The 18,792-nt window shown below is 68.6% G+C and carries 21 protein-coding genes and 1 pseudogene; 12 read left to right on the forward strand and 10 right to left on the reverse strand.

All coding sequences use genetic code 11. The annotated features are described in order from the left end of the window. Nucleotides 1-254 precede the first annotated feature (254 nt). From C8K38_RS09000 to C8K38_RS09010, 3 genes are all read right to left on the reverse strand, one after another. A complete protein-coding gene (locus C8K38_RS09000) occupies nt 255-788 on the reverse strand; it encodes a phosphodiesterase (protein WP_257017337.1) in 534 nt (177 codons plus the stop codon). Between the two features lie 216 nt (nt 789-1,004). Further along, complete coding sequence (locus tag C8K38_RS27370) at nt 1,005-1,187, reverse strand: hypothetical protein (protein ID WP_097211178.1); 183 nt, start codon at nt 1,185-1,187, stop codon at nt 1,005-1,007. A gap of 21 nt (nt 1,188-1,208) precedes the next feature. After that, nucleotides 1,209-1,655, reverse strand: coding sequence for an STAS domain-containing protein (locus C8K38_RS09010; protein WP_097211179.1), 447 nt, complete (start codon nt 1,653-1,655; stop codon nt 1,209-1,211). A 393-nt stretch (nt 1,656-2,048) separates the two neighbouring features. Here C8K38_RS09010 and C8K38_RS09015 point away from each other — a divergent pair, with 393 nt between their 5' ends. Beyond that, complete coding sequence (locus C8K38_RS09015) at nt 2,049-2,381, forward strand: MerR family transcriptional regulator (protein ID WP_097211180.1); 333 nt, start codon at nt 2,049-2,051, stop codon at nt 2,379-2,381. Between the two features lie 164 nt (nt 2,382-2,545). Further along, nucleotides 2,546-2,767, forward strand: a pseudogene (locus tag C8K38_RS27575) (glutathione-dependent formaldehyde dehydrogenase); the annotation flags it as partial. Nucleotides 2,768-2,902: 135 nt separating this feature from the next. On the opposite strand, the gene C8K38_RS09020 reads toward C8K38_RS27575, so the two are convergent. Further along, nucleotides 2,903-3,421 carry a DUF2231 domain-containing protein gene (locus tag C8K38_RS09020; RefSeq protein ID WP_097211181.1) on the reverse strand — a complete coding sequence of 173 codons (519 nt, stop codon included), beginning with the start codon at nt 3,419-3,421 and terminating at the stop codon, nt 2,903-2,905. 195 nt (nt 3,422-3,616) lie between these two features. On the opposite strand from C8K38_RS09020, the gene C8K38_RS09025 reads away from it, so the two are divergent. Then, nucleotides 3,617-4,831, forward strand: a complete 1,215-nt coding sequence (locus C8K38_RS09025; RefSeq protein ID WP_097211182.1) for a winged helix-turn-helix domain-containing protein — start codon at nt 3,617-3,619, stop codon at nt 4,829-4,831. A 27-nt stretch (nt 4,832-4,858) separates the two neighbouring features. On the opposite strand, the gene C8K38_RS09030 is transcribed toward C8K38_RS09025, so the two are convergent. The 3 genes from C8K38_RS09030 to C8K38_RS09040 all read right to left on the reverse strand — a co-directional run bounded on the left by C8K38_RS09030 (nt 4,859) and on the right by C8K38_RS09040 (nt 6,713). Next, nucleotides 4,859-5,293: an SRPBCC family protein gene (locus tag C8K38_RS09030; RefSeq protein ID WP_097211330.1), complete on the reverse strand. Its 435-nt coding sequence runs from the start codon at nt 5,291-5,293 to the stop codon at nt 4,859-4,861. A gap of 89 nt (nt 5,294-5,382) precedes the next feature. Continuing rightward, nucleotides 5,383-5,859: a toxin-antitoxin system HicB family antitoxin gene (locus tag C8K38_RS09035; protein WP_097211183.1), complete on the reverse strand. Its 477-nt coding sequence runs from the start codon at nt 5,857-5,859 to the stop codon at nt 5,383-5,385. A gap of 47 nt (nt 5,860-5,906) precedes the next feature. After that, nucleotides 5,907-6,713 carry a tyrosine-protein phosphatase gene (locus C8K38_RS09040; protein WP_218840961.1) on the reverse strand — a complete coding sequence of 269 codons (807 nt, stop codon included), beginning with the start codon at nt 6,711-6,713 and terminating at the stop codon, nt 5,907-5,909. Nucleotides 6,714-6,879: 166 nt separating this feature from the next. Between C8K38_RS09040 and thyX the strand changes: the two genes are divergently transcribed. The 3 genes from thyX (at nt 6,880) to C8K38_RS09055 (ending at nt 10,632) form a co-directional block, all read left to right on the forward strand. Continuing rightward, nucleotides 6,880-7,632, forward strand: coding sequence for an FAD-dependent thymidylate synthase (gene thyX / locus C8K38_RS09045; protein ID WP_097211184.1), 753 nt, complete (start codon nt 6,880-6,882; stop codon nt 7,630-7,632). Nucleotides 7,633-7,699: 67 nt separating this feature from the next. Further along, entirely contained in the window at nt 7,700-8,605 is a 906-nt protein-coding gene (dapA, locus tag C8K38_RS09050; protein ID WP_097211185.1) for a 4-hydroxy-tetrahydrodipicolinate synthase, read from the forward strand. Beyond that, nucleotides 8,602-10,632 (forward strand): ribonuclease J, encoded by a 2,031-nt coding sequence (locus C8K38_RS09055; protein ID WP_097211186.1) that lies wholly within the window; start codon nt 8,602-8,604, stop codon nt 10,630-10,632. Before dapA ends, C8K38_RS09055 begins: the two co-directional genes overlap by 4 nt. Before the next feature lie 67 nt (nt 10,633-10,699). Here the strand turns inward: C8K38_RS09055 and C8K38_RS09060 are convergent, their stop codons facing one another. Next, nucleotides 10,700-11,464: a sulfite exporter TauE/SafE family protein gene (locus C8K38_RS09060; protein WP_179800513.1), complete on the reverse strand. Its 765-nt coding sequence runs from the start codon at nt 11,462-11,464 to the stop codon at nt 10,700-10,702. 80 nt (nt 11,465-11,544) lie between these two features. Here C8K38_RS09060 and C8K38_RS09065 point away from each other — a divergent pair, with 80 nt between their 5' ends. From C8K38_RS09065 to C8K38_RS09080, 3 genes are all read left to right on the forward strand, one after another. After that, a complete protein-coding gene (locus C8K38_RS09065) occupies nt 11,545-12,168 on the forward strand; it encodes a TIGR03085 family metal-binding protein (RefSeq protein WP_097211188.1) in 624 nt (207 codons plus the stop codon). A 61-nt stretch (nt 12,169-12,229) separates the two neighbouring features. Continuing rightward, nucleotides 12,230-14,890 carry a DNA translocase FtsK gene (locus C8K38_RS09075; RefSeq protein WP_179800504.1) on the forward strand — a complete coding sequence of 887 codons (2,661 nt, stop codon included), beginning with the start codon at nt 12,230-12,232 and terminating at the stop codon, nt 14,888-14,890. Nucleotides 14,891-15,092: 202 nt separating this feature from the next. After that, nucleotides 15,093-16,073: a TerC family protein gene (locus C8K38_RS09080; protein ID WP_097211189.1), complete on the forward strand. Its 981-nt coding sequence runs from the start codon at nt 15,093-15,095 to the stop codon at nt 16,071-16,073. 81 nt (nt 16,074-16,154) lie between these two features. Here the strand turns inward: C8K38_RS09080 and C8K38_RS09085 are convergent, their stop codons facing one another. Then, complete coding sequence (locus C8K38_RS09085; RefSeq protein WP_097211190.1) at nt 16,155-16,436, reverse strand: YciI family protein; 282 nt, start codon at nt 16,434-16,436, stop codon at nt 16,155-16,157. Between the two features lie 34 nt (nt 16,437-16,470). Next, nucleotides 16,471-16,995 carry an amino-acid N-acetyltransferase gene (locus C8K38_RS09090; protein ID WP_077041355.1) on the reverse strand — a complete coding sequence of 175 codons (525 nt, stop codon included), beginning with the start codon at nt 16,993-16,995 and terminating at the stop codon, nt 16,471-16,473. Between the two features lie 147 nt (nt 16,996-17,142). On the opposite strand from C8K38_RS09090, the gene pgsA reads away from it, so the two are divergent. From pgsA to C8K38_RS09105, 3 genes are all read left to right on the forward strand, one after another. Further along, a complete protein-coding gene (gene pgsA / locus C8K38_RS09095; RefSeq protein WP_097211333.1) occupies nt 17,143-17,784 on the forward strand; it encodes a CDP-diacylglycerol--glycerol-3-phosphate 3-phosphatidyltransferase in 642 nt (213 codons plus the stop codon). Then, nucleotides 17,781-18,281, forward strand: a complete 501-nt coding sequence (locus C8K38_RS09100) for a CinA family protein (protein ID WP_097211191.1) — start codon at nt 17,781-17,783, stop codon at nt 18,279-18,281. Before pgsA ends, C8K38_RS09100 begins: the two co-directional genes overlap by 4 nt. A gap of 91 nt (nt 18,282-18,372) precedes the next feature. Next, nucleotides 18,373-18,750: a helix-turn-helix domain-containing protein gene (locus C8K38_RS09105; protein ID WP_097211192.1), complete on the forward strand. Its 378-nt coding sequence runs from the start codon at nt 18,373-18,375 to the stop codon at nt 18,748-18,750. The last annotated feature ends 42 nt before the right edge of the window (nt 18,751-18,792 follow it).

An 18,792-nucleotide genomic window follows, 5' to 3' on the forward strand; every position in this document is an offset into this window, starting at 1 on the left:
GATTTCTTCTGCGATCGATTCCGAAATGGAGGGCTGTCGCACACGGGATCCTCTTCATGGACGGGGACATCGTGGGCAATGGAGAGCAAGCAGAAGAGGGAATCGACGGTTCGAGCGGTGACGACTCACCCGAAGATGACACTTCACTGCACAGAGGCGACCTCAAGTGAGCAGGGCGCGGTGGTGTGGGAACGACCTCTATGAGTGTTGTTCCGGACGCGCGGGCTGGCGGTAAGCAGTGCCGGGAGGGCGCGCTACGCGCGCGGTTCGGCTTCGGGTACGGGGAGCGCGGCGCCGCGCCCGACTCGGCTCGCCCAGTACGCCGTCCTCCGCGGGGTGGCAAGCCATTCCGGCCACATCCGCAGCTCGGGCGGGAGGTTGATCACGGGATCGAACGCGGGCTGCGCGTCGTCGGCGACTGCGCTCGGAGAGTCCAGCCAGATCCGGCCCGCCGGGGTCGCCTTGCCGCGGGCAGTCGCCAGGGAGAGCGTGAAGTGCAAGGGGCCGCCGTCGATCAGCGCCGACGTCGAACCCGTTCGTGGTTGCCCGTGGTCCGGCACGGCGAAAACCCAGGTGGCAGGTCCGTCCTCCGCGCAATAGGCGGTGACGCTGCTGTATCTTGCGCTGGACCAGCCGCGGGCCGGCCACAGCACCACCCGCGTGGACAGCTGGGCCGACACCAGCAGCAGGTCCCACGGCCCACCGATCAGGTGTAAACGAATTGCGAGACCCATCATGTCCGGTAGCACGCCGGGGAGACCGATTCCCCGGGAGAGTCGGGCGGTCACCGGTATCCGTCCTTGAACCGGCCACCAGTGCGCTCCCAGTTCCGCGTGCCCCTGGGTGAGCACCCCACGCGGGTGGAAGATACGCGCTCGGCGGAACGCTGAGGCGAACGTGAACGGGGCACCTAGCACTGCATCGAGTTCCTTCATGCCAGACCGGGTACCCGCGAAAGCGGGATGCAATCGGGCGAGCATGCCGGAGTTCGGGAGCCGAAGGACTCAGCCAGTGGCGCCAAGTCTGCTGAGCATCAGTTGCTTGCCTTGCTCCGCGCCCTTCCTGCTGTCTGCCTGCGCGCGTCGGAAGAAGTCGGCCACTTCCGTGTCGCCGCAACGTTCGGCATCAGAGATGAAGGAATCCATCTCGAGTGCATTGGTCAGACACGCTTCCGTGAACCAGATCAGGTCGAGTCTGCCAGGGCGATCTCATGCCCCTCTTGGGGCTGGGAAAAGTTGCACTTCTGGCGTTTCGGCTGGAGCCAGGCGTAGGCGCCGGTTCTCATCGACCGCGTCCTGAATCGTCGTGAAGATTCGGAACTGGTTCGCCAAGCCGGCCACATCAAGCGCGCGCACGACACCGCGCGCAGGTGCGACGAGAAGGAGTTGGAGGCCATTGGCGGAGGCGCGGATGTTCGCTCGCGCCAGCAACTGTGCACCAGAAATCCCGAGAAAAGTCGTGTGGGTCAGATCCAGTATCAGGCTCATGACCGCTGTGTCGATGCCGGTTTCGAGGGCCGATCGCAGAGCTTCGACGGACGTGTAGTCGAGTTCACCGCCGACTTCGACAACAGTTGATCCAGGGCCCCGGCTTCGGCCCCGTGCTTCGCAGAGACAGTCATCCAAGCGGCTGTACTGACGAATGTGAATGTGCATTTCCAGACCTCCTCCACTCGGGTCGCGCTGTGAGAGCGAGTAGCAGGCATCGGTAGCCGAACAGGGTCAGGGATCGTGCGTGAGTAGCCGCGAGATCGAATAGCGCTGAAATGCGATCGGAGTCAGGTCCTGTGCGCGGTGCGCCACATGTCCGCTGGTATCACTGCCGGACGAGCCACCCTCTGCACCTTCTGCCGAGCGAGGCGGTCGCTTCCGCGAAACTGGTCTGCGGGCATCAACATCACCGTTACCTCCAGGCGGGTCAATACTGATGGAAGCGGCTCTGGATAATCAAAGCTTCAAGTGTAAAGTTATCTCTCATCGCGGGCACAGATTATGGTGCCACTGCTGCTAGCCTGGTGCAAGAGGACATCAGACGCTGGAGGTACCGCAATGACGCAAGAGTCCACCCCTCGTTCGCGGCTGGGCGTCTACGGCATCTCGGTCGCGTCTGAACTGTCGGGCATCGATCCGCAGACATTGCGTCTGTACGAGCAGCGGGGACTGCTCGCCCCGGCCCGGACCGAGGGCGGCACTCGGCGTTACAGTGACGACGACCTGATGGCCTTGCGTCATATCGCCGAACTCGTCGCCGGCGGAATCAACCTTGCGGGAATTGCGCGGATCCTGCAGCTCGAGGCCGAAAAACTCCGACTGGAGATCGAGAACGCAGACCTACGGGCAGAGCGCGAAGCCCGGCCGGTCGACAACGAGCGCGTCAAATGAGTGGTCCAGACGGTCATGAACTGCATCAGCAAGACGTCGACCTGACAGGGCGCGCCACCTAAAATCACCCGTCCTTGGGCTCCTCCTGGGCGAGCCGCTCATCGAGGGTCTCACCGAACTCGGCCTCCCGTGCGGTGGTGCCGAAACGATCGGATTCTGCGCGAGGACTGCAATCACAGTGCGAGACCACCCAGGTTCGCGAGTATGGCACTGGGGCAGCGCTTTTCGGAGTACCCCAGAAACCCGTTCGCGGACTCGACCCACGTCCTGGTGTCCGAGGGCCCACAAGATTCTCGATTCGATTCCTCTCGGACGTGTTGCCGACCGTATTTCAGGCAGTCGAGGACGCAGACATCCCGGCCGACGATGCCGTCGCCGTGCCCGGGTGATCTGGTGCCCGATCGCCTGCGACGGGCGGTATAGCGGGGATGGAACCGGTGTAACGGCGGCAGGACTGCTGCCCTCTGGCGTGGCAGCCCCGTTGATGTCGCGCGCGGGAGCTTTGTCGACCCGCACCCTGCCTACTCGGAGGCCGTTGCCCGACGGGACGACCCGAACGCGATGTGACCGCCGAGGGCGCCGCTGGCCGCAGCTGCCGCCAGACCCGTCCAGCTCCAGGCCTGCGCGCGGACGCTCGGTGCGCGCCTGCGCAGCCGAAACGAGACGAGCATCGCGGTGGCCGCCGCCGTATTGCCGAGCGCATGGATCAGCCCGGCCCGGCGGTCTGCCTCGTCACGCTCCACCCAATCCGCCCATCCGGTCACGACCGCGAATGGCGCTCCGGCGAGCCCGAGACCGATCAGGCGCCGCGCCGCGTGGTGGTCGCGCATGACGGTCTCCAGTACGACCGCCGCTGTCCATGCGCCGACGGGGACGGTGACCGCCATCGGGTGTATCGGGTGGCCCAGCCAGGAACCGCGCAGGAACCCGGCGGTCGGACCGTGATCGAGCAGTCCGTCGAGACGCTGCTGAAGAGGTGCGCTGACCCGATCCAGCGCGTCGACCGACTCGGGCAGGTCGAGGAGTTCATGAACCTTCATCACATCGACTTTCTGTTCGGGGCCGGCCCGGTCAGGGCCACCGTCACATCACCATTGGCCTTCCAGCGGGTACCCACACCGACGTTCGGTAATCCTCACGACCCTTACCCTTGTCCAACCTGAGATCCCGTCTGCAGCGGTGAATCTGCCCCTCGCTCTCGGGCTGATGTCGGACCCCGATGGCAGGGTGGGGACATGCTCGAGATGACGGCCGCCGCCGCCAGGCGAACCGCGCTGGCCGCGCAGGGGTTCGCCGACGCGCGCCCGACCACCGCGCCCACCCGCAGGCACCTGCTCAAGGCGGTCGGTACGACCTCGCTACTGCAGATCGATTCGGTCGCGGTGGCCGTACGGGCGCACTACATGCCGGTGTTCAGCCGGATCGGCGCCTACGACCGGGGCCTCCTGGACGACGCCGCGTGGCGGCACACCGCCGCGAAGCCCCGTGCGCTGGTCGAGTATTGGGCCCACGAGGCCGCGCTGATCCCGGTGGGGGACTGGCCGCTGCTGCGCTGGCGGATGCGCGCCTACGAGGGCGGTCGCTGGGCCGGGGAACGTCAGGTGCTCGAGCGGAACCCGGCCCTGATTCGCGACGTCGTCGACGTGATCTCGGCTGTCGGGTCGGCGAGCGCGGGCGACATCGAGCGGCACCTCGAGATCGACCGCGGTCGCAGGGCCGGGCCGTGGTGGGATCGCAGCGATACGAAGGTCATCTGCGAGCAACTCTTTGCGGCGGGTGCGCTGTCGGTGGACAGGCGGGTCGGCTTCGTCCGGCACTACGACCTCGCCGACCGGGTGCTCCCGGCAGGCGTCGTGTCCAGCCGGATCGACGACGCGGACGCGGTGCGCGAACTGATCCGTCGCGCCGCGCGGTCACTCGGCGTCGGAACGGAGCCGGACCTGCGCGATTACTACCGGCTCTCGCGCGCCCAGGCCGCCGCCGCGATCGCGGACCTGGTGGACGAGGGGACTCTGGTCCCGGTGACCGTGCGCGGCTGGGGAGCGCCCGCCTACCGCCACGTCGAGGCGCGGACGCCGCGTCGGATCACCGGAGCGGCGTTGCTGTGCCCGTTCGACCCGTTGGTGTTCTTCCGTCCGCGAACCGAACGGATCTTCGACTTCCACTACCGGCTCGAGATCTACACGCCCCAGCACAAGCGGGTGCACGGGTACTACGTGTTCCCGTTCCTGCTCGACGGCGAGTTGGTCGCCCGCGTGGATCTGAAGGCCGATCGCGGCGCCGACGCGCTCCAGGTGCACGGCGCCTTCGCGGAGGGCGAGGGCGGGGACGGGCGCGTGGTGGAGTCGCTGGCCTCGTCGCTGCGCGAGATGGCGGACTGGCTCGGGCTCTCGGACGTCAGGGTCGGCGAGCGCGGCGATCTCGCCGCCGCGCTCGCCGATCGGGTCTGATCACGCCGGATCGGATCCGGTTGTCGGTCAGAGGGTTTCGACGAACTTCGTCAGGCCCTTCGAGGCGGTTTCGAGGGCGATCTTCTGGCCGCGCTTGACGATGAACCCGGGCATCGGGATCTTCAGGTCGACGGTCAGATCGAAGGTCACGTTCGTGCCGTCGCCGTCCGCGACGAGCGTGTACGAGCCGTCCTGGGTCTTCTGCTGGTCGCTCTCCACGAGGCTCCAGCTCACCTTCTCGTCGCCGACCCACTGGTAGTCCACGACCTGCTCGTCGTTGACGCCCAGCACCGAGACCTTCATGCGCACGCGCAGCGGACGGCCGTCGGGGTGGGTGCTCTCGACGATCACCGACTTGTGCGAGGACGACCACTCCGGTACTCGCTCCACCGCGACGATCGCCTCCATCACCTTGGCCGGATCGGCCTTGATGTGGAATTCCTTGTTGCCTGACACGGCCATCGAGCCCACCCCTTAATGCGATTGCGTCCAAACTCAGTGCGTCATTACATCACTCCGGGACCGTCCTGGGTTGCGGACGCGCGTCCAGGTCATTCCTCCGTACGCCTGCCCTTGCGCACCTGGTCCCGGAGCGCGCCCTGGACGGCCTGCGACACCCAGGAATTCAGTGACATCCCGTTCTCGGATGCCGCCTCCTCCGCGCGTGACTTCATCTGATCCACCAGGCGCAGGGTCACCCGGGAGATGTCACCGGTGACGTCATCAACGGCGTCATTGATGTAGTCGCTCGTCGTGCTCTCGCCGCGCGGGCCGGATCCGGGCCGCGCACGGCGAGCCACCTCGACATGCGTTCGATCGCCGTCGAGTCGCACGTGCACCGTCCGGTCGCCGAGCGCGGTCGACACCTCCGCCGCCAGGTCGGAGAGCGCGGACAGCAGCATCAATCGCGCCGAGTTCTCGGCCGCGACGGCCAGCGCCTCGGCGATCCTCTTGGTGTTCTCGTCGCCGAGGGCGGCCGCCGCGATCAGGTCGTCACGCAGGGTGGTGGTGTACTCCGACAGTTCCATGACGTCAGTGTGACGCCATTGTTGACGTCGGTCAAGATGCCATGGCGTCAGGCGAGCAGCTTCGCCTTGAGTGCGGCGATGTCGGAGTCGGTCAGACCGAGGCCCTGGTACACGTAGTTGTCGAAGCTGCCGTACCGCTCGTCGGCGGTGGCGAAGGCGCTGTCGAGCCATTCCTGCTTGACGCCGTCGAGCATCGCGGTGGGGCTGGTTGCGTCGACCCCGCGGTAGACGTTGCTGAGCATGAAGTCGGCGTTCACCGTCGCGCGGTCGACACCGAGGATCGTCAGCAGCACCGCCGCGGTCCAGCCGGTCCGGTCCTTGCCCGCGCTGCAGTGGAAGAGCACCGCGCCGTCGGTGTCGCGGATGTCGCGGAGCACGGCGGCGAAGGCCTGGTTGGCACCGGGGCCGGTGATGAAGGCGCGGTACGCCGAGTTCAGGTCGACCAGCGTGGTGACGGGTGAGGCGCCGAGCACGTCGTACCAGTTGGCCTTGGCGCCTGCGGGTACGAGGTCGGGCTGCAGGGCCCGCTCGTAGACGGTGCGCAGGTCGTCGACGGCCTTGACGTTGCGGCCCTCGAGCCTGGCGAGGTCGGCGGGGGACAGCTTGTTCAGCGCATCGGTGCGGAAGACGAGCCCGGTCTTGACCGTGCGGCCGTCGACGGTGGTGTATCCGCCGACGTCGCGGGCGTTCTTGGCGCCCTCGAGGTGCAGAGACCGGTCGAAGGTCGACTGCTCGACGGCCGCCGGTGCCGCGGCGAGTGCGGTGCCTGCGGCGGAACCGACGAAGATCGAGGTTCCGACGGCGAGGGCGGCGGCCGCGCGCAGGACGCGGGCACGGTTCGGGGTGAGGGCCACGAGGTGTCTCCATGGGGGGTCGGCGCGGATCACGGCGCGGTGATCCAAGACGTTCGGACACAGGAGTTGGTACACCGTTCAGGTGAACGCGAGGAGTCGCGCCGATAGGGTGCGGTGATTCGGCGAGCAGTACTCAGCAGGACGAGCAGGACAAGGAAGGAACGCAGTGCGGCAAGCGGTGTCCCTGAAAGTGCAACTCATCGCGAAGACGGAGTTCGCCCCACCGGCGGACGTGCCGTGGGAGACCGATGCCGACGGCGGCGAGGCGCTCGTCGAGTTCGCCGGTCGGGCCTGCTATCAGAGCTGGTCGAAGCCGAACCCGAGAACCGCGACCAATGCCGGCTACCTGCGTCACCTGCTCGAGGTCGGGCACCTGTCGGTCCTCGAACACGGCAGCGTGAGCTTCTACATCACGGGGATCTCGCGCTCCTGCACGCACGAGCTGATCCGGCATCGGCACCTGTCGTACTCGCAGCTCTCGCAGCGATCGGTCACCGAGCGGGACGCGAACGTCGTGGTGCCGCCCGCCGTGGTCGGCGACCCCGAACTCGAAGCGCTGTTCGTGGCGGCGACCGATGCCAGCCGCGCCGCCTACGTGGAACTGCTCGAGGCGCTCGAGACCAAGCTCGCGCACGTCCCGAACGGGTCGCTGCGGGCGCGCCTGGCACGGCAGGCGGCGAGGTCCGTGCTGCCCAATGCGACCGAGACCCGGGTGGTCGTCACCGGCAACTACCGGGCGTGGCGGCATTTCATCGCGATGCGTGCCTCCGAGCATGCCGACGTGGAGATTCGCAGCCTGGCAATCGAATGCCTTCGTCAGCTCACGGAGGCAGCACCGAATGTGTTCGGAGACTTCGAGATCGCGACACTGCCGGACGGCACCGAGGTCGCGGTGAGCGAGTTCGACAACCGCGACTGAGCGGGGCGATTCGGCACGGGCACTGCGGTGTTCAATCTTCACCTGCCCACCGGGTAACCTTCTGACCATGACCAACGGTGAATCCGCCCCCGTCGAGCATCCGTTCGGCACCATCCTGACCGCGATGGTGACCCCGTTTACCGGCGACGGGAAGCTGGACGTCGATGCGGGCGTTCGGCTGGCGACGCACCTCGTCGACGGCGGCTGCGACGGGTTGGTGCTCGCGGGCACCACCGGTGAATCTCCCACCACCACGGAGAACGAGAAGCTCGAGCTGATGCGCGCGGTCATCGACGCCGTCGGCAGCCGGGCCCGGATCATCGCGGGCGCGGGCAGCAACGACACCGCACACAGCGTCGAGCTGGCGCGTGACGCCGCTCGGGCGGGCGCGCACGGACTGCTCGTCGTCACCCCGTACTACTCGAAGCCGCCGCAGGCCGGCCTGCTGGCGCATTTCACCGCGGTCGCCGACGCGACGGACCTGCCCGTGATGCTGTACGACATCCCGCCGCGCTCGGTGGTGCCGATCGAGACCGAGACGATCTACCGGCTCGCCGAGCACCCGCGGATCCTGGCGGTCAAGGACGCGAAGGGCGACCTGAACGCGGGCGCGGAGCTGATCGCGAACACGGACCTGCAGTTCTTCTCCGGCGATGACCCGCTGAACCTGCCGTGGCTCTCCGTCGGAGCCACCGGTTTCGTCAGCGTGATCGGTCACCTCGTCCCGGGGCGCCTGCGCGAGCTGCGCGATGCGTTCCTGGCGGGCGACAACGACCGCGCCCGTGAGATCAACGTGAGCCTGCTCCCGCTGATCCGTTCGCTCGGCCTGCTCGGTGGCGTCTCGGCCTCGAAGGCCGGGCTGCGACTGCAGGGCATCGACGTCGGTGACCCACGATTGCCACAGGTGCCGCCGAGCCCGGATCAGGTCGAGGTCCTCGCCGCCGACCTGCGCGCGGCAGGGGTGCTGTCATGACTCGCCCGCCGCGTCGTCGCAGCGCCAGCCGTCAGGCCGGACCCCCGGCTCCCACAGCGGCTCCCGAGGCCGCCCCGAAGCAGCAGGCCCCCGCCCCGCAGCAGCAGGCGCCGGCCCCTGCTCCCGAACAGCCGCAGCAGCAGGCACCGGCCGAGTCGGCACCTGCGGCGCAGGAGCAGGCACCCAAGCGTCGCCGCGGTGGCGCGAAGTCGCAGGGCGGCGCCGCCGCCAAGTCGCAGGGTGGCAACGCCCCCAAGTCTCGTTCGCAGGGCGGTTCGGGACGTCCGCAGCGGCAGCCGAAGAACGCGGGCGGTGGGCAGCGCCCGGACGGCCGCGTCGGCGTCGACCCGACCGAACGGCTCGGCCTCCCGCCGAAGGCGCCCCGTAACGGCCTGCGGGTCGTCGCGCTGGGCGGCATCGGCGAGATCGGCCGGAACATGACGGTCTTCGAGCACAAGGGCAAGATCCTCATCGTCGACTGCGGCGTCCTCTTCCCCGAGGACCAGCAGCCCGGTGTCGACCTGATCCTCCCGGACTTCGCGTACATCGAGGACCGGATGGCGGACGTCGAGGCCGTGGTGCTCACGCACGGTCACGAGGACCACATCGGCGCGATCCCGTTCCTGCTGCGCCTGCGCCCGGATCTGCCGGTCATCGGCTCGAAGTTCACCCTCGCGCTGGTCGCCGCCAAGTGCCGCGAGCACCGGCAGCGGCCGAACCTGATCGAGGTCATCGAGGGTCAGCGCACCACGCACGGCCCGTTCGAGTGCGAGTACTTCGCCGTCAACCACTCGATTCCGGACGCCATCGCCATCGCCATCCGCACCGACGCGGGCGTCGTGCTGCACACCGGCGACATCAAGCTGGACCAGCTGCCGCTCGACGGCCGCCTGACCGACCTCGCGGGCTTCTCGCGGCTCGGCGACGAGGGTGTCGACCTGTTCCTGGTGGACTCCACCAACGCCGAGGTGCCCGGCTTCGTCACTCCCGAGCGGGAGATCGGCGGTGTCCTGGACAACGTCATCGGCAAGGCCAAACAGCGCGTCATCGTCGCGTCGTTCGCCAGCCACGTGCACCGCATCCAACAGGTGGTGGACGTCGCGGTGCGGTACAACCGCCGGATCGCGTTCGTCGGCCGGTCCATGGTCCGCAACATGCAGATCGCCCAGGACCTCGGCTATCTGTCCGTTCCCGACGGCGTCGTCGTCGACGTCGACACCGCGGCGAACCTGCCCGACGACCGGCTGGTGCTCATCTCCACCGGCTCGCAGGGCGAACCGCTCTCCGCGCTGTCGCGGATGGCCCGCGGGGAGCACCGGCAGATCAACGTCCGCGCGAACGACCTCGTGGTCCTCGCGTCCTCACTGATCCCCGGCAACGAGAACTCGGTGTTCGCGGTGGTCAACGGCCTCGCCAAGCGCGGCGCCACCGTCGTCACCCAGCAGAGCGCGAAGGTGCACGTCTCGGGTCACGCCTCGGCGGGCGAGCTGCTGTACCTGTACAACGCGGTGCGGCCGACCAACGCGATGCCCGTGCACGGCGAGTGGCGGCACCTGCGGGCCAATGCGGCGCTGGCCAAGGCCACCGGTGTCCCGGAGGAGCGCATCGTGCTCGCCGAGGACGGCGTCGTGGTGGACATGGTCGACGGCCTCGCGGAGATCGTGGGCCGGGTCCCGGTCGGCATGGTCTACGTGGACGGGAACTCCGTCGGCGACGTCGGTGACTCGACCCTCTCGGACCGGCTCGTGCTCGGCGAGGGCGGATTCATCTCGATCTCGCTCGCCGTGGACACGCACACCGGCAAGGCCGTCAGCACCCCCGAGGTGCACGGGCGCGGCTTCTCCGACGACCCGGCGGCGCTCAAGGAGGCCGCGGTGCTCGTCGAGGCGGAGCTCGCCCGGCTCGCGTCCGAGGGCATCACCGACACCCATCGGATCGCGCAGGCGGTTCGGCGCGTGGTCGGTCGCTGGGTGGCGGACAAGTACCGGCGTCGGCCGATGATCGTGCCGACCGTCATCGGCGTCTAGCCGCCGCACCACCACTCCTCGCGACGGCCGGCCCGGTTCGATCACCGGGCCGGCCCGCGCGCGGGTGTCAGAACAGTAGTCGCCACAGTCCGATCAGGCCGACGACGACGATGACGGCGCGGAGCGCCGTCGGGGAGAGGTGTCGGCCGTACCTGGCGCCGATGGCTCCGCCGATGAGCGATCCGACGGCGATGAGTCCCGCTGCGGCCCAACTGATCCGGTCGAAGGCCACCAGGGTGTACGCCGTGGCGGCAACGATGTTGACCAGCAGTGAGAGCAGGTTCTTCGCGGCGTTCATCCGCTGCATCGACTCCGGCAGCAGGGCGCCCATCACGCCCACCAGCAGGATTCCCTGTGCGGCCGTGAAGTAGCCGCCGTACACCCCGACCGCGAAGGTACCCGCGGTCAGTGCGGCCATCCGGCCAGGCCCGACGTGCTCGGCGTCCCGGCCCTGGGCCTCCGCGCGCTCGCGGGCCCAGGCCTGGATCCGCGGACCGGCGACCACCAGGATCAGTGCGAGTGCCAACAGCACCGGCACGATCGTGACGAACGCCTTCTCGGGCAGGTGCAGCAGCAGCCAGGCGCCGAGGCCCGCTCCCACCAGCGATGCCGGGATCTGCCAGCGCAGCCGGTCCCATTGGCCGCGGAGCTCGCGGCGGTATCCCCAGGTGCTCGACACGCCACCCGCAACGAGGCCGACCGCATTCGACATCGTGGCGACCACCGGCGGATAGCCGAACGCGACGAGGGTGGGAAAGGTGATCAGGGTTCCCGAGCCGACGAGGGCGTTGATCGCGCCCGCGCCGAAACCGGCGAGGGCGATGACGATCATCTCGGTGATGGGCACCGCAGGGACGGTACTGGGTGCGTGTCAGCGCGCGGACGGGCCGCCGCGGCAGTAGCGTGGCGGGCATGAAGCTGGCCCACGACGAGCGTCTCGCGCTCGTGGTCACGATGGCCGAGTTCGGGCCCGACGCGCCAACGCTGTGCGGCGAGTGGACCGTCCGGGATCTGGCCGCACACCTGGTGCTCCGCGAACGACGGCCCGATGCGGCCGCGGGCATCATGGTCTCCGCCCTTTCCGGGTACACCGAGCGGGTGCAGGCGTCGATCGCCCGCGGTTCCTTCGAGGACCTCCTCGAGCAGATCAGGACGGGTCCGCCCGTGTGGTCGCTGATGCGGCCCTTCGACGAGCAGCTGAATCTGGCCGAGATGTTCGTCCACCACGAGGACGTGCGGCGCGGTGGTCCGGACTGGGAGCCCCGGATCCTCGATCCGGCCTGGGCGGGTCCGCTGTGGGCGGTTGCCCGGCGGATGGGCAGGCGCGCATATCGACTGGCGTCCTGCTCGGTCGTGCTGGAGCGCCCGGACGGACGTCGGGCCACGGTGCGCAGCGCAGGCGGCGAGACCGTGGTGCTGCGCGGTGACCCCGCGGAGCTCGCCCTGCACGCCTTCGGGCGCGACGCGGTCCGGCTCGAGGCCACCGGCCCCGATCAGGCCGTCCAGGGTGTGATGTCGCTCGATCGCGGCATCTAGAAGCCCTGTTGCGGGTGTTGCGGATGGTCCCGATGGGGCCTCAGCGACTAACCTGACGTGCATGGCAGGTAAGACCGGGACCAGAACTACCAAGAGCGCGTCATCCTCGCCGCGGTCCTCCGCGAGCTCGGGATCGTCGGCGTCGGGTGGTTCGAAGGCGCGGTCGGGCGGCCGGACCACCAAGACGGTGACCACCCCGCGGAGGCCGACGGCGCCGCGCAGCAACGCACAGGCGGCGAGGCGCAAGCCGGCCGCCAAGGCGCCGGTGAGCCCGCTCAAGGCCGCCGGGCGAGGGCTGGGCCGCGGCTGGGCCCTGATGGCGCGCGGCGTCGGCGCGACGACGAGGACGGTCAGCAAGGCCGCCGACATCGAGCCGGGACACCGCAGGGACGGAATCGCGCTCGGCCTCGTCGCGGGCAGCGCGATCGTCGCGGCCGCCATGTGGTTCGCCGCGGGCGGCCCGGTCGGGGACTGGATCGAGACCGGGGTGCGGGCGCTTTTCGGTGGCGCGGGCGCGGTCCTGCCGATCATCGCGGGCGCGATCGCGGTGGTGCTGATGCGTTCGGAACCGCACCCGGAGGTGCGGCCACGGCTGATCCTCGGTTCGCTGCTGATCGGCTTGCCCGCGCTGGGCGTGTGGCACGTCATCAGCGGGGCGCCCGTCGATGCGGAGGGCAGGGCCGGCGCGGCGGGGTTCCTCGGATATGTCATCGGTGGACCGCTGACCGACGGCCTCACCATGTGGCTCTCCATCCCGCTGCTGATCCTGGCGATGGGGTTCGGGGTCCTGCTTGTCACCGGCACCACCGTCCGTGAGGTCCCGGAGCGGATGCGGACGCTGTTCGGCGTGCACGGGCACGCCGACGAGTACGAGCCGTACGACCCGGAGGACGGCTACGACCACGGGCACGACGACCTGGGGCACGACGACCTCGAGGACCTGCGAAACCTGCGGCCGGCGCGCCGATCCCGTCGGGCGCGCCAGGACCCGTCGGACTTCGACCCGGCCCTGTTCGACGCCGACGGCTACCCGGTGGAGGAGCCGGTGGGGCCCGCCGCGAACTACCCGGTCGGGGAGACCGCGAACGAGGCGGTCACCGAGGTCATCGCGGCGCCGCCCGCCGCTCCGGCGCCCCCGGCCCGACCGCGGCCGAAGCCGAAGCCGACCCCCGCCCCGGCCGCGGCCGAGGACACGACGCCCGCGATGCTGATCCCGGACCGCGTCATCGAGGGCGACTACACGTTGCCGCCGACGTCGCTGCTGATCGAGGGCGATCCGCCGAAGACCCGCAGTTCGGCCAACGACACCATGATCGAGGCCATCACCGAGGTGCTCGAGCAGTTCAAGATCGACGCCGCGGTCACCGGTTTCACCCGCGGCCCGACGGTCACCCGATACGAGGTGGAGCTCGGTCCCGGCGTCAAGGTCGAGAAGATCACCGCCCTGGCCCGCAACATCGCGTACGCCGTGGCGACCGACAACGTCCGGTTGCTCGCGCCGATTCCCGGCAAGTCCGCGGTGGGCATCGAGGTGCCGAACTCGGACCGGGAGATGGTGCGCCTGGCGGATGTGCTGTCGGCGCCGTCGACCCGGAAGGATCACCACCCGTTGGTGATCGGCCTCGGCAAGGACATCGAGGGCAACTTCGTCAGCGCCAACCTGGCGAAGATGCCACACCTGCTGGTTGCGGGTTCGACGGGCTCCGGTAAGTCCAGCTTCGTGAACTCCATGCTGGTCTCGCTGCTCGCCCGGGCCACCCCGGACGAGATCCGGATGATCCTGATCGACCCGAAGATGGTGGAACTGACCCCGTACGAGGGCATCCCGCACCTCATCACCCCGATCATCACCCAGCCGAAGAAGGCGGCGGCCGCGCTGGCGTGGCTGGTCGAGGAGATGGAGCAGCGCTACCAGGACATGCAGGCCAACAAGGTCCGGCACGTCGACGACTTCAACAAGAAGGTCCGCTCGGGGGAGATCACGGCGCCGCTCGGTAGCGAGCGCGTGTACCGGCCGTACCCGTACATCCTCGCCATCGTCGACGAGCTCGCGGACCTGATGATGACGGCGCCGAGGGACGTGGAGGAGGCGATCGTCCGGATCACGCAGAAGGCGCGCGCGGCGGGCATCCACCTGGTGCTGGCCACCCAACGTCCGTCGGTGGACGTGGTCACCGGACTGATCAAGACCAACGTGCCCTCCCGCCTTGCGTTCGCGACGTCCTCGCTCACGGACTCGCGGGTCATTCTCGACCAGCCGGGGGCGGAGAAGCTGATCGGTATGGGCGACGCGCTGTTCCTGCCGATGGGGGCAGGCAAGCCGACCCGTCTGCAGGGCGCCTTCATCACCGACGAAGAGATCTCCGCGATCGTCGACTTCTCCAAGAACCAGGCCGAGCCCGAGTACACCGAGGGCGTCACGGCCTCGAAGGCGGCAGACAAGAAGGACGTCGATCCCGACATCGGTGACGACATGGACGTGCTGCTGCAGGCGGTCGAACTGGTGGTCACCAGCCAGTTCGGGTCGACCTCCATGCTGCAGCGCAAGCTCCGGGTCGGCTTCGCCAAGGCGGGTCGCCTGATGGACCTGATGGAGACCAGGGGAGTGGTCGGCCCCAGCGAGGGCTCCAAGGCCCGCGACGTGCTGATCAAGCCTGACGAGCTGGACGGGCTGCTGTGGTCGATCCGCGGCGGGGACCCGGAGTCCGAGCCGGAGGACTGAGTCGGAACGGCTCGCGCCTGACCGGCGGGCCGGCCGCGTTGTGGTTGAATGAACGGGCCTTGGAGGGGAGTATCCCCCATTCCTGTGGCAACCTCGTCAGCACGAACGGCACCATTGCCGCTCCGGGGTTGCCGGTCGACTGCACCGTCGGCGGGAGAGACCTCCGGTGCCCTACCTATCGGCAACCGGAGGTCGTTGGCTGATGCATGTCACTCCGCTCATCTGGATCGTCACCATCTTGGTGATCCTGGGGCTCTTCGTATTCGACTTCTTCGCGCACGTGCGCACCCCCCACGAGCCCACCTTCCGCGAATCCGCCTTCTGGTCGGCCGTCTACATCTGCATCGCGATCCTGTTCGGCTTCGTGATCATCTGGGGCTGGGGCGGCACCTACGGCGGTGAGTATTTCGCCGGGTACGTCACCGAGAAGGCCCTCTCGGTCGACAACCTGTTCGTGTTCGTGATCATCATGTCGACCTTCGCCATTCCCCGTCAGTACCAACAAAAGGTGCTGCTGATCGGCATCGTGATGGCCCTGGTGATGCGCGGTGCCTTCATCGCCGTCGGCGCGGCGGCGATCAACGCGTACAGCTGGGTCTTCTACCTGTTCGGCATCTTCCTCGTCTACACCGCGTACAAGCTGATCCGCGAGGCAGGTCACGAGGCGGAGGTCGAGGAGGAACGCGAGAGCAAGATCATCGCGTTGGCCAAGCGGTTCCTGCCGACCACCGAGGAGTTCGACGGCGACCGGCTGACCACCAGGATCGACGGCAAGCGTCTGGTCACGCCCCTGTTCCTGGCTCTCGTCGCCATCGGGTTCACCGACATCCTGTTCGCGCTCGACTCCATCCCGGCGATCTACGGCCTCACCAAGGAGCCGTACATCGTGTTCACCGCGAACGCGTTCGCGCTGATGGGCCTGCGGCAGCTGTACTTCCTGATCGGCGGGCTGCTCGAGCGGCTGGTGTACCTGTCCTACGGCCTCTCGATCATCCTCGCGTTCATCGGCGTGAAGCTGGTGCTGCACGCGCTGCACGAGAACACCCTGCCGTTCATCAACGGCGGCGAGCCCGTGAGCGTCCCCGTGATCTCCACGGGATTCTCGCTGCTCGTGATCCTCGGTGTGCTGGTGGTGACCGCGGTGGCGAGCCTGCTCAAGACCCGCAACACCGCCGCCAAGTAAGCCGAGCAATACGCTGACGCCGCGGTGGCGCGATCACGGAGTCCGAGGACTCGTGACCGCACCACCCGCGGCGCAGCTGTATCAGGAGAATGCGCCCATCACCGGCGTCCATTCGGTGAACCGTGCGGCCTCGACGAGGCCGGCCTTGGCGAACGGGTCGTTGGTGAAGAGCGAGCGCACGGCCGCGACGTCCTCGGCCGTCGCCAGGATCAGTGCGCCGCTGCCGTCCGCGAACGGTCCCGTGGTCAGCACGGTGCCGCGCTCGACCAGTCCGGACAGCCACGCGCGGTGGTCGGGCCGGATCTCGTCCCTGGCGGCGGTGGTGGCCTCGCTGTAGGTGTACTCGACGGCGACGATGGGCATGGGGGCTCGCTTTCGGTGAGGGGTTGGCGGGTCTCTAGAGGGTGAGGAGCATGCGGGTGTTGCCGAGCGTGTTCGGCTTCACGTAGCTGAGGTCGAGGAACTCCGCCACGCCGGTGTCGTAGGACCGGCACATCTCGCCGAACACCTCCGCGGTCACCGGGGTCCCCTCGATCTCCACGAAACCGTGCTTGCCGAAGAAGTCGACCTCGAAGGTGAGCACGAACACGCGCCCGAGTTCGAGCTCGCGCGCGACCTGGACGAGCTGTGCGACCACGAGGTGCCCGATGCCGCGGCCCTTGACCTTCGGGTCGACGGCGACCGTGCGTACCTCGCCGAGGTCGGCCCACAGGACATGCAGTGCGCCACAACCGATCACCTCGCCGTCGAGTTCGACGATCCAGAACTCCTGAACGGCCTCGTAGAGGGTCACGAGGTTCTTCTCGAGCAGGATCCGGCCCGCGTAGATGTCGATCAGGCGCTTGATCTGCGGCACGTCGGAGGTTCGCGCGCGGCGGACGGTCGGAGCGTCTGGATCGGAGGTCATGGGCCCAGAGGTCATGTGGTGAAGAGTAGTCATGGAGCCAACCGATATTCTTAGCCATGTGCCCGCCCGATTGGACAGCTCCCGCGACGAAACCCTCTTCTACGGGGTGGCGTCTCGCGCTGCGTGGGTGGCGGCCCGGTGACCGCGCAGTCGCACGACGAGATGGCGTCCGGCGGGCGCCGGGACTCGGGGACTGAGGTGGCACCGGTCTCCGGCGGCGTGCCGCACGAGAAGCCGGTGCCCGTGGTCAACATCGCCAACATCCTCACCGTGCTCCGCATCTTCCTGGTCCCGGTCTTCCTGGTGACGCTGTTCATGGACGGCGGGCACTCGACCTTCTGGCGGATCATCGCCACGATCGTCTTCGCGGTCGCGGCGATCACAGACCGGATCGACGGCCAGCTCGCGCGGAAGTACGGACTCGTCACCGACTTCGGCAAGCTCGCCGATCCCATCGCCGACAAGGCCCTGATCGGTGCCGCACTGGTGGGGCTGTCGGTGCTCGGCGATCTCAGCTGGTGGGTCACGGCGATCATCGCGGCCCGCGAACTCGGGATCACCCTGATGCGTTTCGCGGTCCTGCGGCACGGAGTGATTCCCGCGGGACGGGGCGGCAAGCTCAAGACGCTCGTGCAATCCCTTGCCATCGGCATGTATCTGCTGCCGCTGCCCGCCGGTTGGGCGACGGTGAGCGCGATCGCGATGGGCCTGGCGGTCTTCCTCACGGTCGTGACCGGACTGGACTACGTGATCCAGGCGGTTCGCCTCAGGGCAGGCGTTCACCCGCACGAACCCGGGCGATGACCGACCCCTTGGTCGCCGGGACCGAGGCGGCTGATCTGGTGTCCGCTCTCACCTCGCGGGGCCAGACGGTCGCCACCGCGGAGTCGCTGACCGCGGGGCTGCTCGCGGCCACCATCGCCGGTATTCCGGGCGCGAGCCTGGTGCTGCGCGGCGGCCTGGTGGTGTACGCGACAGATCTCAAGGCCGGCCTCGCGGGCGTCGATCCCGCGGTGCTGGCCTCGGACGGTCCTGTCGCCGCGAGCACGGCCAGGGCGCTGGCGGTGGGCGCGCAGGCCCGGTGCGGGGCCGACTGGGGTGTGGGTTTGACCGGTGTCGCGGGACCCGACCCGCAGGATGGCAGGCCGGTCGGCACGGTCTACCTCGGTATCGCCGGACCCGACGGGGTCTCGGCGGAGCGGCTCGAACTCGCCGGTGATCGGTGGGCGATTCGGAGCGGCGCGGTCAGATCGGCCGTGTCGGCACTCCTAGTCCGCATGCGCGCGGCCGCGGCGGGATAGGCTCGGTTTGCTCAAGCCGCGGCCACCGGGAACCATTTCGGAACCCTCGGGCGTTGAACAAGCTGTTGGGCGGAGATGAAGGAGGAGCCACATGGCGGTGCTGTTGCGTGAAGCAATCGGTGACAGTCTGCGGCGTGCGAGGGTCTCGCAGAGCCGAACCCTGCGTGAGGTCTCGGGCACGGCGCGGGTGAGCCTGGGCTATCTCTCCGAGGTGGAACGCGGGCGCAAGGAGGCCTCCAGCGAGCTGCTGGCGGCCATTTGCGATGCCCTCGAAGTGCCCCTGTCCGAGGTTCTGTACGACGTCAGCGAGTCGCTGTCGGATTCCGCCGCCGATCGCGGCGCCCCGGCGAACTCCAACGTGGCCCCCGCGAGCGCGACCCCCGGTGTGGCAGGCGGTTCGCCACGCATCGCCGAGGACACCCGCATGGTGATCCCGGCTCCGAACGCCACCGCGCTCGCCGCCGCATAAGTTCTTGACAATTGGGCCGTGGCGAGGATGCCAGCGGTCGTC

Origin of the sequence: Rhodococcus sp. OK611 (assembly GCF_003050885.1) — a bacterium.
GTDB lineage: Bacteria > Actinomycetota > Actinomycetes > Mycobacteriales > Mycobacteriaceae > Rhodococcus_G > Rhodococcus_G oryzae.